The organism is Pedococcus sp. 2YAF34, from assembly GCF_052114585.1.
In the GTDB taxonomy this organism is placed as follows: domain Bacteria; phylum Actinomycetota; class Actinomycetes; order Actinomycetales; family Dermatophilaceae; genus Pedococcus.
The window spans coordinates 1-16069 of record NZ_JBFRFA010000006.1 but is presented as its reverse complement, the minus strand read 5'-3'; the positions used below and the strand labels follow the sequence as shown (position 1 = coordinate 16069).

The 16069-nt window shown below is 71.4% G+C and carries 14 protein-coding genes; 6 read left to right on the top strand and 8 right to left on the bottom strand.

Annotated elements, in window-relative coordinates; all coding sequences use genetic code 11:
- Position 1 precedes the first annotated feature (1 nt).
- Together AB4Z02_RS04965 and AB4Z02_RS04960 are read right to left on the bottom strand one after the other, a co-directional pair.
- Entirely contained in the window at positions 2-634 is a 633-nt protein-coding gene (locus tag AB4Z02_RS04965) for a DedA family protein (protein ID WP_441969759.1), read from the bottom strand.
- On the bottom strand, positions 631-1098 hold the full coding sequence (locus tag AB4Z02_RS04960; protein ID WP_441969933.1) for a nucleoside deaminase: 468 nt from the start codon (positions 1096-1098) through the stop codon (positions 631-633). Before AB4Z02_RS04960 ends, AB4Z02_RS04965 begins: the two co-directional genes overlap by 4 nt.
- 64 nt (positions 1099-1162) lie before the next feature.
- Between AB4Z02_RS04960 and upp the strand changes: the two genes are divergently transcribed.
- The 4 genes from upp (at position 1163) to AB4Z02_RS04940 (ending at position 4514) form a co-directional block, all read left to right on the top strand.
- A complete protein-coding gene (gene upp / locus AB4Z02_RS04955; RefSeq protein ID WP_056883000.1) occupies positions 1163-1801 on the top strand; it encodes a uracil phosphoribosyltransferase in 639 nt (212 codons plus the stop codon).
- 154 nt (positions 1802-1955) lie between these two features.
- Complete coding sequence (locus AB4Z02_RS04950) at positions 1956-2123, top strand: hypothetical protein (RefSeq protein ID WP_200949212.1); 168 nt, start codon at positions 1956-1958, stop codon at positions 2121-2123.
- 6 nt (positions 2124-2129) lie between these two features.
- On the top strand, positions 2130-2903 hold the full coding sequence (locus AB4Z02_RS04945) for a PH domain-containing protein (protein ID WP_056882999.1): 774 nt from the start codon (positions 2130-2132) through the stop codon (positions 2901-2903).
- A gap of 123 nt (positions 2904-3026) precedes the next feature.
- On the top strand, positions 3027-4514 hold the full coding sequence (locus AB4Z02_RS04940) for an amino acid permease (RefSeq protein WP_056882998.1): 1488 nt from the start codon (positions 3027-3029) through the stop codon (positions 4512-4514).
- Between the two features lie 88 nt (positions 4515-4602).
- Here the strand turns inward: AB4Z02_RS04940 and pntB are convergent, their stop codons facing one another.
- The 4 genes from pntB to AB4Z02_RS04920 form a co-directional block, all read right to left on the bottom strand.
- Positions 4603-5988, bottom strand: coding sequence for a Re/Si-specific NAD(P)(+) transhydrogenase subunit beta (gene pntB / locus AB4Z02_RS04935; RefSeq protein WP_441969755.1), 1386 nt, complete (start codon positions 5986-5988; stop codon positions 4603-4605).
- A gap of 6 nt (positions 5989-5994) precedes the next feature.
- The gene (locus AB4Z02_RS04930; protein ID WP_441969753.1) at positions 5995-7530 is read right to left on the bottom strand and encodes a Re/Si-specific NAD(P)(+) transhydrogenase subunit alpha; all 1536 of its coding nucleotides are present in this window, start codon (positions 7528-7530) and stop codon (positions 5995-5997) included.
- Between the two features lie 185 nt (positions 7531-7715).
- Positions 7716-8690 carry a pirin family protein gene (locus AB4Z02_RS04925; protein ID WP_441969751.1) on the bottom strand — a complete coding sequence of 325 codons (975 nt, stop codon included), beginning with the start codon at positions 8688-8690 and terminating at the stop codon, positions 7716-7718.
- 53 nt (positions 8691-8743) lie between these two features.
- On the bottom strand, positions 8744-9307 hold the full coding sequence (locus tag AB4Z02_RS04920) for a MarR family winged helix-turn-helix transcriptional regulator (protein WP_441969749.1): 564 nt from the start codon (positions 9305-9307) through the stop codon (positions 8744-8746).
- A 127-nt stretch (positions 9308-9434) separates the two neighbouring features.
- Here AB4Z02_RS04920 and AB4Z02_RS04915 point away from each other — a divergent pair, with 127 nt between their 5' ends.
- Entirely contained in the window at positions 9435-11624 is a 2190-nt protein-coding gene (locus AB4Z02_RS04915; protein WP_441969747.1) for an MMPL family transporter, read from the top strand.
- Here AB4Z02_RS04915 and AB4Z02_RS04910 read toward each other — a convergent pair.
- A complete protein-coding gene (locus tag AB4Z02_RS04910) occupies positions 11595-13223 on the bottom strand; it encodes an AMP-binding protein (RefSeq protein WP_441969745.1) in 1629 nt (542 codons plus the stop codon). The two genes, AB4Z02_RS04915 and AB4Z02_RS04910, sit on opposite strands and share 30 nt — an antisense overlap.
- A gap of 181 nt (positions 13224-13404) precedes the next feature.
- Between AB4Z02_RS04910 and AB4Z02_RS04905 the strand changes: the two genes are divergently transcribed.
- Positions 13405-15042: an ABC-F family ATP-binding cassette domain-containing protein gene (locus AB4Z02_RS04905; protein ID WP_441969743.1), complete on the top strand. Its 1638-nt coding sequence runs from the start codon at positions 13405-13407 to the stop codon at positions 15040-15042.
- A gap of 9 nt (positions 15043-15051) precedes the next feature.
- Here AB4Z02_RS04905 and AB4Z02_RS04900 read toward each other — a convergent pair whose 3' ends face one another.
- Positions 15052-15882 (bottom strand): SDR family oxidoreductase, encoded by an 831-nt coding sequence (locus AB4Z02_RS04900; RefSeq protein WP_441969741.1) that lies wholly within the window; start codon positions 15880-15882, stop codon positions 15052-15054.
- Positions 15883-16069 lie beyond the last annotated feature (187 nt).

Genomic DNA, 16069 nt, shown 5'->3' with positions numbered 1-16069 from the left:
GTCAGGCGGCCTCGGAGCGGCCCTCGGCGCGGTGCCGGCGGATGGCCCAGACGGCGATGGCGACGAGCACGATGAGGCCCACGACGACGGCCGCTCCCGTGCCGAGCCACTTCTCGACGCGGTGGTAGGACTCGCCCGCGAGGTAGCCGGCCGTCACGGCGGCGCCGCCCCACGCAATACCCCCGAGGGCGTTCCACGGCAGGAACACGCGGTAGCGCATGCCGCTCAGCCCGGCGAGGGCCGGCATGACGGCGCGGAAGAAGGCGGTCCAGCGGCCGAGGAAGACCGCCGACCCGCCGCGGCGACGCAGGAACTCCTGCGCCGACTCCAGCCGCTTGCGCCGGCGGTCGAAGATCTTGTGGCCCATCACCTTGGGGCCGAACAGCCGGCCGATCTCGTAGCCGACGGAGTCGCCGATGACCGCAGCGAGGATGACCACGACGAGCACCCACCACAGCGACGTGTGCCCGAGGCTCGCGGTGACGCCGCCGATGATGGCCAGGGTCTCGCCGGGCAGCACGAACCCGACGAACAGCGCGTCCTCGGCGAACACGACCAGCGCGACGATGAGGTAGACCAGCCACGGCGGGGCGCTGAGCACCGTGTTGACCAGGCTGTTCACCACCCCGCTCATCGTGCTGCTCCCAGCTCTCGTGGCCCTCGTGGCGTCCTGCGTCCCTCGAAGAATGCCAGCAGCACCTGAGAGCACTCTGACTCGCGCACCCCCGAGACCACCTCGATCCGGTGCGTGGCCCGGCGGTCGCGCACGATGTCCCACACCGAACCCGTCGCGCCGAGCTTGGGGTCCCAGGCGCCGAGCACCAGCGTGGCCACCCGGGAGAGCATCAGCGCCCCGGCGCACATGGGGCACGGCTCGAGGGTCACGACGAGGGTGCAGCCCTCCAGGCGCCACGACCCGGTACGCCGCGCGGCCTCGCGCAGGGCCACGACCTCGGCGTGCGCCGTGGGGTCGCCCTCGACCTCACGGAGGTTGCGGCCCTCGCCGACGACCTCCCCCGCCGCGGTGACGACGACCGCGCCCACCGGAACGTCGCCCTCCTCACCCGCCTCCGCGGCGAGCTCGAGCGCCCGCCCCATCCACGCGGCGTACCGCTCGTCGGCGGCTGGTCCGCTGCTGGAGGTCACGCGCTAAGTTTCGCCTATGCGCGTCCACGTTGCCGACCACCCGCTCATCACGCACAAGCTGACCTACCTGCGCGACAAGCGCACGGACAGCCCCACGTTCCGGCGGCTGACCGAGGAGCTGGTGACGCTGCTCGCCTACGAGGCCACCCGCGACGTGCGCGTCGAGCCCTTCGACATCGAGACGCCGGTCGCCCCGACCACGGGCATCAAGCTGTCCAACCCCAAGCCGCTCATCGTGCCGATCCTGCGCGCCGGCCTGGGCATGCTCGAGGGCATGGTCCGCCTCCTCCCGAGTGCGGAGGTGGGCTTCCTCGGTATGCAGCGCAACGAGGAGACGCTCGAGGCCATCACCTACGCCAACCGGCTGCCCGACGACCTCAAGGGACGCCAGTGCTACGTCGTCGACCCGATGCTGGCGACCGGCGGCACCCTCGCCGACGCCATCCGCTACCTCGCGGACCGCGGCGCCGACGACATCACCGCCGTGACGCTGCTCGCCGCCCCCGAGGGCGTCAAGCACGTCGAGGAGGCGCTCGCCGACCTCGACATCCCGATCCAGATCGTGACCGGCGCGATGGACGAGCGCCTCAACGAGAAGGGCTACATCGTGCCCGGCCTCGGTGACGCCGGTGACCGCCTCTACGGCGTGGTCTGACGCGCCCTGCCCGGCGCGCCCGGCGTGGTCTGACGCGCCCGGCGCGGCGCGCCTGTCCCGGCGACCCGGCCGGATCCGCCACGATGGACGTCGAGGTGTGCCCGTCCGGTGTGCCCCCACGCCCCCAACCGGCCACCAGACCAAGGAGACGACGATGAACCGCGTGAAGAAGATCCTGCTGTGGCTCCTCGTCGCGTTCGCCGCCTACGCGATCTTCACCTCCCCCGACCAGGCCGCCCAGATCGTCAAGACGTCGGGCTCGATCCTCGCCGACGGCGTGCGCAACATCGGCAGCTTCTTCGACGCCCTGCTCGGCCGGTAGGCCGAGATGGGCCCCGGCGAGCGCCGCCACGCCGAGCTCGACCGCTACCTGCTCGACGGTGAACGGCTGGTCACGGCCGTGCACCAGCACTGGGGCAAGGTGGCCGAGCCGGTCGCGAGCGCGGTGGCCGGGTTCGCCGTCGCCCTCTGGGTCGACGGCAGCGTGCCGCGCTCGCTGCACCTGCTGTCCACCGTCGTGTGGTGGCTGTTCTTCGCCCTGGTCCTGCGGGCGCTCTACCTCGTGGCCGAGTGGCGCCACGACTGGTTCGTCGCCACCGACAAGCGGCTGCTGCTGTTCTACGGCTTCATCACCCGCAAGGTCTCGATGATGCCGCTGACCAAGGTGACCGACATGTCCTACGAGCGCTCGGTGCCCGGGCGCCTGCTCGGGTACGGCCGCTTCGTCATGGAGTCGGCGGGCCAGGACCAGGCGCTCCGCGAGGTCAACTGGGTGCCCGAGCCCGACCACCACTACCGCGCCATCTGCGCGGAGATCTTCGGCGTGGCCCACCACGACACCGACGCCGTCGACCGGGCGTGGGAGCACCTCGCCGCCCCCGCGACCACGGTGCCCGACCCGTATGCCGGGTGGGACGAGCCGCACCACACCGAGACGCACCCCACCGAGACCCGGCGTCGCTCGCTCTACCGCAGCCCGGACCTGCAGGCCCGCGACCGCAGCGCCGACACCGGCCCCATCCCGATGTACCCGCCGCGTGAGCGGCCGCGGGACCGCCACGACCACGGCGACGACGGCCGGCAGGGCCACCACGAGGACTGAGCGCCCGCAGGACTGGACACCCCCGTCGCTCGGGAGGGCGCCGCCACGCGAGCACCGCTACCGTGGTCTGTCGTCCGGGCCGCCCCAGGCGGCCGCGAAGTGCCGGCCGGAAGGGCGCCCAGCATGTCCGTGATGAGGACCAAGTCGATCGAGCAGTCGATCAAGGAGACCGACGACCCGGAGTTCCAGCTCAAGAAGAAGCTGACCGCCCTCGACCTCACGGTCTTCGGCATCGGCGTCATCATCGGCGCCGGCATCTTCACGCTCACGGGTCGTGCCGCGGCCGACTACGCCGGGCCGTCCATCGCCCTGTCGTTCGTCCTCGCGGCGATCTGCTGCGGGCTCGCCGCCCTCTGCTACGCCGAGTTCGCCTCGACGGTCCCGGTCTCGGGGTCCGCCTACACGTTCTCCTACGCCTCGCTCGGTGAGCTCGTCGCGTGGATCATCGGCTGGGACCTCCTCCTCGAGCTCATGCTCGGCGCGAGCGTCGTCGCCCAGGGCTGGTCGCAGTACGCGACGCTGTTCCTCGAGAAGATCGGCATCACCGTGCCGGCCTCGGTGGCCCCGGGGTCGCACTTCGACCTGCCGGCGTTCGTGCTCGTCGCGGCCCTCACCGCACTCATCGCCATCGGCATCAAGGAGTCGCTGCGGGTCAACCTCGTGCTGGTCGGGGTCAAGCTCTTCATCGTCCTGTTCGTCATCGTGGCCGGGCTGTCCTACGTCAAGACGTCCAACTACACGCCGTTCATCCCGCCGGCCACGGCCGGCAAGGCGAGCGAGGGCCTGGCCGCCCCTCTCATCCAGGTGCTCTTCGGGCTGACGCCCACGACGTACGGGATCCTCGGCATCGTCTCCGGCGCCTCGATCGTCTTCTTCGCCTACATCGGGTTCGACGTCGTGGCCACCACGGCCGAGGAGGCCAAGAACCCGCAGCGCGACCTGCCCATCGGCATCATCGCCTCACTCGTGATCTGCACGGTCCTCTACGTCGCCACCACGCTCGTCATCACCGGGATGGTCAAGTACGACAAGATCGACCCGAAGGCGGCCCTGGCCAGTGCGTTCGAGTCGGTCGGGAAACCGGGCTTCGCCACCCTGATCGCCGCCGGAGCCGTCGCAGGCCTGATGACGGTCGTGATGACGCTGATCATCGGTGCCACCCGCGTCACCTTCGCCATGTCGCGTGACCGGCTGCTCCCCCCGGCCCTGGGCCGCACCAACCCCCGGACCGGCACCCCGGTGCGCCTGACCCTCATCATCGGCACCGCGGTCGCCCTCATCGCCAGCCTCACGCCGATCGGCAAGCTCGAGGAGATGGTCAACATCGGGACGCTGTCGGCGTTCGCGCTCGTCTCGCTGGCGGTCCCGGTCCTGCGCAGCCGCCGTCCCGACCTCAAGCGGTCGTTCACCGTGCCGTTCTCGCCGGTGCTGCCCGTCGTCGCGGCCCTGATCAGCGTCTACCTGATGGTCAACCTGTCGGTCGAGACGTGGCTGCGGTTCCTCGTCTGGATGGTCATCGGGTTCCTGCTCTACTTCACCTACGGCATCCGCAACAGCCGCCTGGCGGTGCGCGCCAGGGAGGAGAAGGAGTCCAGCGTCACGAGCGGCTGAGCTCCCTCCCCGACGCTGTGGGCCCGTCCTCGATCTCGAGGACGGGCCTTCGGCGTGTGGTGCCAGTGCGAGAGCGAACCCTCGATGGTCACAGGGCCTTGATGATGTCCTCGACCCGCTCCTTGGCGTCGCCGAAGAGCATCTGGCTGTTCTCCTTGAAGAACAACGGGTTCTGCACGCCCGCATACCCGGTGGCCATGGACCTCTTGAAGACCACGACGTTGCGCGCCTTCCACACCTCGAGCACCGGCATCCCGGCGATGGGGCTGCCGGGGTCCTCGGCGGCGGACGGGTTCACGGTGTCGTTGGCGCCGATGACCAGCACCACGTCGGTGCCCGGCAGGTCGCCGTTGATCTCGTCCATCTCAAGGACGATGTCGTAGGGGACCTTGGCCTCGGCGAGCAGCACGTTCATGTGCCCGGGCAGGCGTCCGGCGACCGGGTGGATCCCGAACCTCACGTCCACGCCCTTCTTGCGCAGCTGCGAGGTGAGCTCCGCGACCGGGTACTGCGCCTGGGCGACCGCCATCCCGTAGCCGGGGGTGATCACGACGGAGGAGGCGTCCCGCAGCAGCTCGGCGACGTCGGCGGCGTTGGTCTCGCGGTGCTCGCCGTAGTCCTTGTCCTCCCCGAGCGACACCTCCTGCCCGAACCCGCCGGCGATCACGGAGACGAACGACCGGTTCATCGCCTTGCACATGATGTAGCTGAGGATCGCACCCGAGGAGCCGACGAGGGCGCCGGTGACGATGAGCAGGTCGTTGCCGAGCATGAACCCGGCCGCGGCCGCCGCCCAGCCCGAGTAGCTGTTGAGCATCGAGACGACGACCGGCATGTCGCCGCCGCCGATCGAGGCGACGAGGTGCCACCCGAACGCCAGGGCGACGACCGTCATGAGCAGCAGCGGGACGACCGAGTGCGAGGCCACGAACCAGGCCAGGAGCCCTGCCGACACGACGAGGGCGGCGAGGTTGAGCCAGTGCCGGGCGGGCAGCATCAGGGGCGAGGACCGGATGCGAGCGCTCAGCTTGAGGAACGCGACGATCGAGCCGGTGAAGGTCACCGCGCCGATGAACACCCCGAGGAACACCTCCACGAGGTGGATCGTGACGCCCGTGCCGGCGTCGCCACCCTCGAGGTAGGAGTTGAACCCGACGAGCACCGCGGCCAGGCCGACGAACGAGTGCAGCATCGCCACGAGCTCGGGCATCTGCGTCATCTCGACGACCCGCGCCCGCCAGAGCCCGATCGAGCCACCGACAGCCATGGCCACGACGACGAACAGAAGGGTGAGCAGGGCGTTGGCGGACTGCGACGCCGCGAGCCAGATGGTCGCCGCGAGGGCGATGACCATGCCGGTCACGCCGAAGGCGTTGCCCTCCTTGGCCTTCTCGTGCTTCGAGAGCCCGGCGAGGGAGAGGACGAAGAGGACGGCCGAGACGATGTATGCCGCCTGGACGAGGTTGCGCGTCACGTCGGGTCAGTCCTTCCGGAACATCTGGAGCATGCGACCGGTCACGGCGAAGCCACCGAAGATGTTGATGCTGGCGATGACGATGCCGATGAAGGCGATGACCGCCACGAGCAGGCTGTTGCTGCCGACCTGGAGGATCGCGCCGACGAGGATGATGCCGCTGATGGCGTTGGTCTCGGCCATGAGCGGCGTGTGCAGCGCGTGGGCGACGTTGGAGATGACGTAGAAGCCGACGATGACCGCGAGCGCGAAGACCGTGAAGTGGCCGAGGAACACCGAGGGCGAGCTCACCGCCACGAGCCCGAACAGGACGGCGGCCAGGGCCATCCCGACGTACTTGCGCCGGGGGTCCGGGGGCGGTTTCGGGGCCGCGGGCTCAGGGCGTGCGGCAGCAGGGGTCGCCGCGGGCGCCGCGCTCACCTGCACGGGGGGCGGGGGCCACAGGGTCTCCCCGTCGCGGCACACCGTCATCCCCCGCTGGACGACGTCGTCGAGGTCGAGCACCACGCGGCCGTCCTTGCCGGGGGTGAGCAGCTTGAGGAGGTTGACCAGGTTGGTGCCGAAGAGCTGGCTCGCCTGGGTCGGCAGCCGCCCGGGCAGGTCGGTGTAGCCGATGATCTTGACGCCGTTGGCGGTGGTGACCAGCTCGTCGGGGACCGAGCCGGCCACGTTGCCCCCGCTGGCTGCGGCCATGTCCACGACCACCGATCCCGGCTTCATCGAGGCGACCATCTCCTCGGTCAGCAGCCGCGGCGCCGGCCGACCGGGGATGAGGGCTGTGGTGATGACGATGTCGACGTCCTTGGCCTGCTCGGCGTAGAGCGCGGCTGCCTTGGCGTTGAAGTCCTCGCCCATCTCCTTGGCGTAGCCGGTCGCGGACGGGCCCTCGTCGGCGACGTCGATGCGCAGGAACTGCGCGCCCATCGACTCGACCTGCTCGCCGACCTCGGAGCGGGCGTCGAAGGCCCGCACGATCGCGCCGAGGCTGTTGGCCGTGCCGACCGCTGCGAGCCCGGCGACTCCGGCCCCCACGACGAGGACCTTGGCGGGCGGGACCTTGCCGGCGGCGGTGACCTGGCCCGTGAAGAGGCTGCCGAACTCGTGGGCGGCCTCGATGACGGCCCGGTAGCCGCCGATGTTGGCCATGGACGAGAGCACGTCGAGCGACTGGGCCCGGGAGATGCGGGGTACGGCGTCCATCGCCAGGGCGGTCACCCCCGCCCGGGTCAGCCGCTCGACCAGGGCCGGGTCGAGGGCGGGGGCGATGAGGCAGGCGAGCAGGCTGCCGGGGCGCAGGAGGCCGATCTCGGCGTCGGTGGGGGCGTTGACCTTGATCACCAGGTCGGCGGCCCACGCCTCGTCGCGCTCGACGACGCGGGCGTCGGCGGCGGCATACGCGTCGTCGGCGAAGGACGCGTGCGCCCCTGCCGCGCGCTCCACGGCGACGTCGTAGCCGAGCGCCACGAGCTGGACCACCGTCCTGGGCGTGGCGGCGACCCGGGTCTCGCCCGGCTTGGACTCTGCTGGCACACCGATCAGCACTGCTGCTCCCGTCGTTGGGCTCGCGTGGACAGCAACCTAAGGGCAAAGCCCGCGCCGTGGGGGCAAGCTGTGAGCACAGTCGCGCCCGCCGTCCACGGGGTGGACGACGGGCGCGGACTGGACGACGGGCGCGGGGTGGAAGGACGCGGACTGGACGGGCGCGAAGCCGACGACCCGGCGACGGGTCAGGCGGTGCCGCCCACGTCGCCGTGCGGGACGGGCTGGCCGAGCCGGCCGGCCTGGTAGTCCTCGAACGCCTGCACGAGCTCGGCGCGGTTGTTCATGACGAACGGCCCAGCCCACGCGACGGGCTCACGGATCGGGAGGCCACCGAGGACGAGCAGGTCGAGCCCGGCGGCATACCGCTCCTGCTGGGTGCGGGCCGACGACACCCGCAGCGCGTCGCCCCTGCCCATCACCGCGAGCTGGCCGGGGCCGATCGGGGTCTGGTCGGGGCCGACGAAGCCGTCGCCGCTCATGACGTAGACGAGGGCGTTGAAGTCCTTGCGCCACGGCAGGACGAGCTCGCCGCCCGGTGCCACCGTGGCGTGCACCATGGCCATGGGCGTGTGGGTGGACCCGGGACCGGTGACGCCTCCGACCTCACCGGCGATGACGCGCAGCAGCGTGCCACCGTCGGCCGAGGTGAGCAGGCCGACCTCGGAGGAGCGCAGGTCCTGGTAGGCCGGTGCCTTGAGCTTGTCGACGCTGGGCAGGTTGACCCACAGCTGGAAGCCGTGGAAGAGGCCGCCGCTGACGACGAGCTGCTCCGGCGGGGCTTCGATGTGCAGGATGCCCGACCCGGCCGTCATCCACTGGGTGTCGCCGTTGGTGATCGTGCCGCCACCACCGAAGGAGTCCTGGTGGTCGAAGATCCCGTCGATGATGTAGGTCACCGTCTCGAAGCCGCGGTGCGGGTGCCACGGGGTGCCCTTGGGCTCGCCCGGGGCGTACTCGACTGCCCCCATCTCGTCCATGTGGATGAACGGGTCGAGGTCCTTGAGGTCGACGCCGGCGAAGGCGCGCTTCACCGGGAACCCCTCACCCTCGAGACCACCCGGGGCGCTGGACAGGGCGCGGACCGGGCGCTGGACGGCCGTGGGCGCCGGCGCGGGCACGCGCGGGAGCACGGTCAGGTCGGCGACGGTGACAGCAGGCATCTCGACTCTCCTTGTCGTTCAATATTCAACTATCGACTGAACGACGGGACACGTCAAGGCATTCCCGGCGGCCCCTCGGCCCTGTCCTCGGCGTGGGTGGCTCGCTCGACAGCCCCCACCGCATCGGTGAGGAAGCGCAGGACCGTCTCGCGCTCCGATTCGGAGTACGACGCGATGGTCTCGCGCATCGTGGCGCCGATCGGCCCGAAGATCCCGCCGGCGACCTCCATCGCCTCGTCGGTCATCTCGACGGCCACCCGGCGCCGGTCGACCTCGCTGTGGGTGCGCCGCACGTGCCCCACCGACTCGAGCCTGCGCAGCAGGGCCGACGTGGCCGGCGGGCTGAGCGAGAGGCGGTGGGCGAGCTCGCCGGGCGACAGCTCCCCACCGGAGCGGCGGGCCTCGAGCACGTGGGCCAGGGCGTTGAGGTCGGTGCGGTGCAGACCCACGGCCCCACCGCGGGTGTCGATGTAGCGGTCCATCTCGGTGGCGAACGCGCGCAGGGCGTCGATGATCTCCAGGGCCAGCGCCGGGCCCTGGGGTCGCGAGCCGTGCAGCGGCTGCCCCGGCCGGCCGAGCCGTGAGGAGGACGGGCCCGGAGTGACGGGCTCTGGCATCGGTCCTCCTCTCTCGGGATCGGCGCGGTGCACGGTCCTCGGCTCGCGGCACATTGTGCCGCACGCTACTGTTTCCATGATAGAACTATTTCTCGGTAAAAGTGCTGGGAACGACGAAGGAGCTGACGTGGCTGGCGGACATGGGTTCTCGGGGGCGGGACGCGTCCTCGGAAAGCTGGTGGGACCTCGGGTGAAGTGGCTGGTCGTCGTGGTCGCCGTCCTCGTCTCCGCGGCGGCGTTCGCGTTCGCCGGTGAGCCCAAGGCCGTCTCCACGACCGCGGCCTCGCTCCCCGACAGCGCCGAGGCGGCCCAGGTCACCGCACTGCGCGAGAAACTCCCCTCCAGCGGCGTCACCCCGGCGATCGTCGTCTACAAGGCCGCTTCGGGCGAGGTCGACGTCAAGGCCGTCGAGGCATCGCGCGACCGGGCGGTGGCGGCCGTGAAGCAGTGGGCACCCACCGCCGCCGCGGCAGGTGGCGCCGCGCCCGATGGCGCGTCGGGCGGCGGCGCGGCCCCCGGTGGCGCGTCGGGCGGCAGCGCTCCCGCGGGGGCCATCCCTCCCCAGTTGTCAGAGGACAAGGGCACCGCGCTCGTCATCGTGCCGCTCAAGGCCGACCTGCCGGACGGCGCCAACTCCGACGCCGTCGCGGCCCTGCGTGCGGCCGTCCGAGAGGGCCTGCCCGAGGGACTGACCGCGACCGTCACCGGCGGACCCGCGTTCGGAGCCGACATCGGCGCGGTCTTCGATGGCGCCGACATCCGCCTGCTCGGCGCGACCGCCGGGGTGGTGGCCCTGCTGCTCCTCATCACCTACCGCAGCCCCTGGCTGTGGCTCGTGCCCCTGTCGGTCGTCGGCACCGGCGACCAGGTCGCGAGCAAGGCCCTGACCGTGCTGTCGCGCATCAGCGAGGTCCGCGCCGACGGCGCCGTCACCGGCATCACCTCGGTGCTCGTCTTCGGCGCCGGCACCAACTACGCCCTGCTCCTCATCGCCCGCTACCGCGAGGAGCTGCGCCGCACCGAGGACCGCCACGAGGCCATGCGCGCCGCGCTGGGCTCCGCCGCGCCGGCGATCCTCGCCAGCGGCGGCACGGTGATCCTCGCGCTGCTCAGCCTCGGCCTCGCCGACGACCCCTTCGCCCAGTCCCTGGGCTACGCAGGTGCCATGGGCATCGCCGTCGCGCTCCTCTACGCGTTGCTCGTCCTGCCTGCCGCGATGGTGCTCTTCGGCCGCCGCCTGTTCTGGCCGTTCGTACCCCGCGTGGGCACCCTCGACCCCAGCCACGCCGGCGTGTGGCGCCGGCTCGGTGACGCCGTGACCGGGCGTCCCGTGGTCGTCGGCCTCGCCGCCGTCGCGGTGCTGGTCACCCTCGCCCTGGGCGGCCTGAGCCTGTCGGTCGGGCAGTCGCCCAACGAGCAGTTCCTCGAGAAGCCCGAGGCCGTCGTCGGCCAGGAGCAGCTGGCCGCGGCCTTCCCCGCGGGGACGAGCGAGCCCACCACGATCATCGCCAAGGCGTCGGCCGCGGAGGCCGTCACCACGGCGGCAAAGCAGGTGCCCGGCGTGCAGGACGTCCGCCGGTCCGGTGGCGACGACCGGCTGGTCGAGCTGAGCGCCGTCCTCGACGCCTCCCCGGGGACGACCAGGGCGTTCGACCAGGTGCGCGCCCTGCGCACCTCGGTGCACGCCGTACCCGGTGCCGACGCCCTCGTGGGCGGCGCCGACGCCGAGGCCCTCGATGCCAGGACCACGGCCGACGGCGACCGGTGGCTGCTGTTCCCCCTGATCCTCGGGATCGTCGTGCTGGTCCTGCTGCTCCTGCTGCGCTCCGTGGTGGCCGCCCTGGTCCTGGTGGCCACGGTGGTCGCCACCTACGTCGCGAGCATGGGCGCGAGCTGGTTCGCTTTCCAGCACCTGCTCGACTACCCCCCGCTGGCCGTCAGCACCCCGCTTCTGGCGTTCCTGTTCCTCGTGGCGCTGGGCGTCGACTACAACATCTTCCTCACGACGCGGGCCCGCGAGGAGGCGGCCGGTGGCTCGCACGCCCGTGAGTCGATCGTCATGGCGCTGGCCGTCACCGGTGGCGTCATCACCAGCGCCGGCATCCTGCTGGCGGCGGTGTTCGCGGTGCTCGGCGTCCTGCCCCTGGTGCAGCTGGCGCAGATCGGCGTGATCGTCGGGTTCGGCGTCCTGCTCGACACCCTCCTCGTGCGCTCGGTGCTCGTGCCCGCAGTGGTCAGCCTGCTGGGCGACCGGTTCTGGTGGCCGAGTCACCCGGCCCGGGGGACCTCAGCGGCCGAGGCCGAGGTCGGCCACTGACTTCTCACGCATCTCGACCTTGCGCACCTTGCCCGTCACGGTCATCGGGAACTCCTCGACGACCGTGACGTAGCGCGGGATCTTGTAGTGCGCGAGCTTGCCGCTCGCGAAGGCGCGCACCGCCTCGGCGTCCAGCGGCTGAGCGCCCTCGCGCATGCGGATCCACGCGCACAGCTCCTCCCCGTACCGCTCGTCGGGCACACCGATGACCTGGGCGTCGAGGATGTCGGGGTGGGTGTAGAGGAACTCCTCGATCTCACGCGGGTAGATGTTCTCGCCACCGCGGATGACCATGTCCTTGATGCGTCCGGTGATCTGCACGTAGCCGGACTCGTCCATGACGGCGATGTCGCCGGTGTGCATCCACCCGTCGACCAGCACCTCGTCGGTCTTGTCCTGCTGCTCCCAGTAGCCGAGCATCACCGAGTAGCCCTTGGTGCAGAACTCCCCCGCCTCCCCGCGCGGCAGCGTCTCGCCGGTGACGGGGTCGACGACCTTGATCTCCAGGTGCGGCCCGACCCGGCCGACGGTGCCGACCTTCTGCTCGAAGGTGTCGTCGGTGCGGTTCTGCGTCGAGACCGGCGAGGTCTCGGTCATCCCGTACGCAATCGTCATCTCGGTGATCCCCGCCTCGATGAGCTTGGTCATCATCGTCGCGGGACACGGGGATCCGGCCATGATCCCGGTGCGCACCGAGGACAGGTCGTATGACGCGAAGTCGGGCAGCGACCACTCCGCGATGAACATGGTGGGCACGCCGTACAGGGAGGTGCACCGCTCGTCGGCCGTCGCCTTCAGCGTCGCGGCGGGGTCGAACCCGGGTGCGGGGATGACCATGGCGGCGCCGTGGGTCGTGGCTGCGAGGTTGCCCATGACCATCCCGAAGCAGTGGTAGAAGGGCACGGGGATACAGATGCGGTCGGCCTCGGTGTAGCGGCAGAGCTCGCCGACGAAGTAGCCGTTGTTGAGGATGTTGCGGTGGCTGAGGGTGGCTCCCTTGGGGAACCCGGTGGTGCCCGACGTGTACTGGATGTTGATCGGGTCGTTGGGGTCGAGCGACGCCTGCACCCTCGCCACCTGCTCGTCCGTCACCTCGTCGGCCCGGGCGAGGAGCGCCTCCCAGCTCGCCCGGCCCAGGACGTGGGCGCCGACGACAGCCGGGCAGCGGTCGCGCACCTCGTCGAACATCGCGACGTAGTCGCTGGACTTGAACGACTCGGCGAGGAACAGGTGGGAGATCCCGGCCTGGCCCAGGACGAACTCGAGCTCGTGGGTGCGGTAGCTCGGGTTGATGTTGACCAGGATCGCGCCGATCTTCGCGGTGGCGTACTGCACGACGGTCCACTGCGCGCAGTTCGGCGCCCAGATGCCGACGCGGTCGCCCTTGGCCACCCCGGCGGCGAGCAGCGCCCTGGCGAGCCGGTCCACCTCGGCGCCGAACTCGGCATACGTCCACCGGATGCCCTGCGCGACGTCGACGAGGGCCTCCCGCTCCCCGAACCGCGCGACGGTCGCGTCGAGGTTGTCGGGGATGGTCTGCTCCAACAGGGCCGGCTCGGTCTCGCCCACGGTGTGCGACAGCGTCGTCATGGTTGCCATCCCACCGCGCAGGAGGCCAACCCACAACCCCGCGCGCTGGGTCTGGCGGGTGGCCCGCAGGGCCGTGGCGGGCCTGGCGGGAGCGCGGAGCGAAGCGGAGTGCGGATGGTAGGCCCAAGGGCCACCCGCCAGGACCGGCGTGACCGCACGGTGGTTTGGGTTCGGTACCGTCGGACCCGACATGAGCACCACCCTCAAGGCCTCCGGCCTCGCCGCCGGCCACGGCGCCCGCGCCCTCTTCGCCGACCTCGACCTCATCGTCGCCCCGGGCGACGTCGTCGGGCTCGTCGGCGCGAACGGTGCCGGCAAGTCCACACTGCTGCGGCTGCTCGCCGGCGAGCTCGAGCCCGAGGCCGGTGCGGTGACGCTCGCGCCCGCGACGGCCACCGTCGGCCACCTGCCACAGGAGCCGGAGCGGCGCGCCGGCGAGAGCATCGCGGCGTACATCGCCCGTCGCACCGGGGTGACCGCGGCAGAGGCGACGATGAACGCGGCGGCGGAGGCTCTCTCGGACGCAGCGCCGGGCGCCGACGACCGGTACTCCGTGGCGCTCGAGACGTGGCTGGCGCTCGGTGGGGCGGACCTCGAGGAGCGCAGCGACGCGACCGCGGCCTCACTGGGACTCGGTGTCGACCTCGACACCCCCATGACCGCGTTGTCCGGTGGACAGGCGGCCCGAGCCGGCCTCGCCGCGCTGCTGCTGTCGCGCTACGACGTGCTGCTCCTCGACGAGCCCACCAACGACCTCGACCTCGACGGCCTCGAGCGGCTGGAGCAGTTCGTCAGCGGTCTGCGCAGCCCGGCCGTCATCATCAGCCACGACCGCGAGTTCCTGGCGCGCACCGTGACCCGGGTCGTCGAGCTCGACCTCGCCCAGCAGCAGGTCTCCGTCTACGAGGGCGGCTACGACAGCTACCTCGCCGAGCGGGCCGTCGCCCGGCGGCACGCGCGCGAGGCCTACGAGGAGTACGCCGACACCCGCAGCGGCCTGGAACAGCGGGCCCGTATGCAGCGTGACTGGGCCACCGTCGGCGTGAAGAACGCCCGGCGCAAGAAGTCCGACAACGACAAGTTCGTCACCGCGTTCAAGGTGGACTCCTCCGAGAAGCAGGCCGCCAAGGCGCGCCAGACCGAGCGGATGATCGAGCGCCTCGAAGTCGTCGAGGAGCCCCGCAAGGAGTGGGAGCTGCGGATGACGATCGCCGCCGCCCCGCGTTCCGGTTCGGTGGTGGCCTCGGCGTCAGGGGCCGTCGTGCGCCGCGGCGAGTTCACCCTCGGGCCCGTCGACGCCCAGGTCGACTGGGCCGACCGCGTCGTCATCACCGGTGCCAACGGGTCGGGCAAGACGACGCTGCTCGGGGCGCTCCTCGGCACGATCCCGGTCGCCGAGGGCAGCGCAGGGCTCGGGTCGTCGGTGCGCCTGGGTGAGGTCGACCAGGCCCGCGGGCTGTTCCTCGGCCCGCAACCGCTCGCCCGCGCGTTCGGCGAGGCCCTGCCCGAGTGGCCTGACGCCGAGGTGCGAACCCTCCTGGCGAAGTTCGGCCTCGGCAGCGAGCACGTCCACCGCCCGGCGGCGTCGCTGTCTCCCGGCGAACGCACCCGCGCGGCGCTGGCACTGCTGCAGGCCCGCGAGGTCAACCTCCTGGTGCTCGACGAACCGACCAACCACCTCGACCTGCCGGCCATCGAGCAGCTCGAGCAGGCGCTGGACTCCTTCGGCGGCACCGTGCTGCTGGTGACCCACGACCGGCGCATGCTGGCCGACGTGCGAGCCACCCGCCGATGGCACCTCGACGCCGGCCGGCTCGCCGAGCTCTGAGCGAACGCCTCAGCCGAGGAACAGGTCGGGTGCCAGGCCCTCGTCACGGCCGGTCATCGAGTACGGCGCGAAGTCCTCGACCCCGCGCGAGCGCAGCAGGTCCTCGTCGATGACGGTCTGGCCGTTGAGCGCCCCACCGGGGGTGGTCAGGACCTCGTACGCCGCGTCGGCGACGATCTCCGGACGGCGCGACACCTTGACCATCTGGTCGCCTCCCGGCAGGTTGCCGATCGCGTCGGTGGCCACCAGGGTCGCCGGCCACAGGCAGGTCGAGGAGACGCCCTTGCTGCCCAGCTCGTGTGCGAACCCGAGTGCTGCCAACGTCATCCCGTACTTCGCCATCGTGTAGGCGGGGTGCCCGGACAGCCAGCGCGGGTCGAGGTTGATCGGCGGGCTCAGCGTCAGCACCTTCGGGTCCGGCGACGCCAGCAGGTGAGGGATCGCAGCCCGCGTCAGCATGAACGTCCCGCGCACGTTGACGTCCTGCATGAGGTCGTAGCGCTTGGGGTCGAGGTCGACCGACGGGCTGAGGTTGAGGACGCTGGCGTTGTTGACGACGACGTCGATCCCGCCGAACTGCGCCACCGTCTGCTCCACCGCCGAGGCGATGGTCTCGTCGTCACGGATGTCGCCGACGATCGGCAGGGCGTGGCCGCCGGCGTCCTCGATGGCCTTCGCAGCGGTGTGGATGGTGCCGGCGAGACGGGGGTCGGGCTGGTCGGTCTTGGCGACGATGGCGATGTTGGCGCCGTCCCGGGCCGCGCGCGTGGCGATCGCGAGGCCGATGCCCCGGCTGCCGCCGGACATGATGATCGTGGTTCCGCGCAGCGACGTCGTCATGGGGCCCGAGCCTAGTTACCGTGCAGTAGCCACGGAACGCGGCGACGGCGTGGGCCTCGTCACCCCGGGGCCGGGGCAGGGGCGGGCGCTTCGGGACGGGGCTCGGCACGGCGCCATCCCGGCCCGCGCACCCAACCCCACCGCTGAGTGAGCGCGAAGTGCGGGAACCCGCGGGGGATTCCCGCAC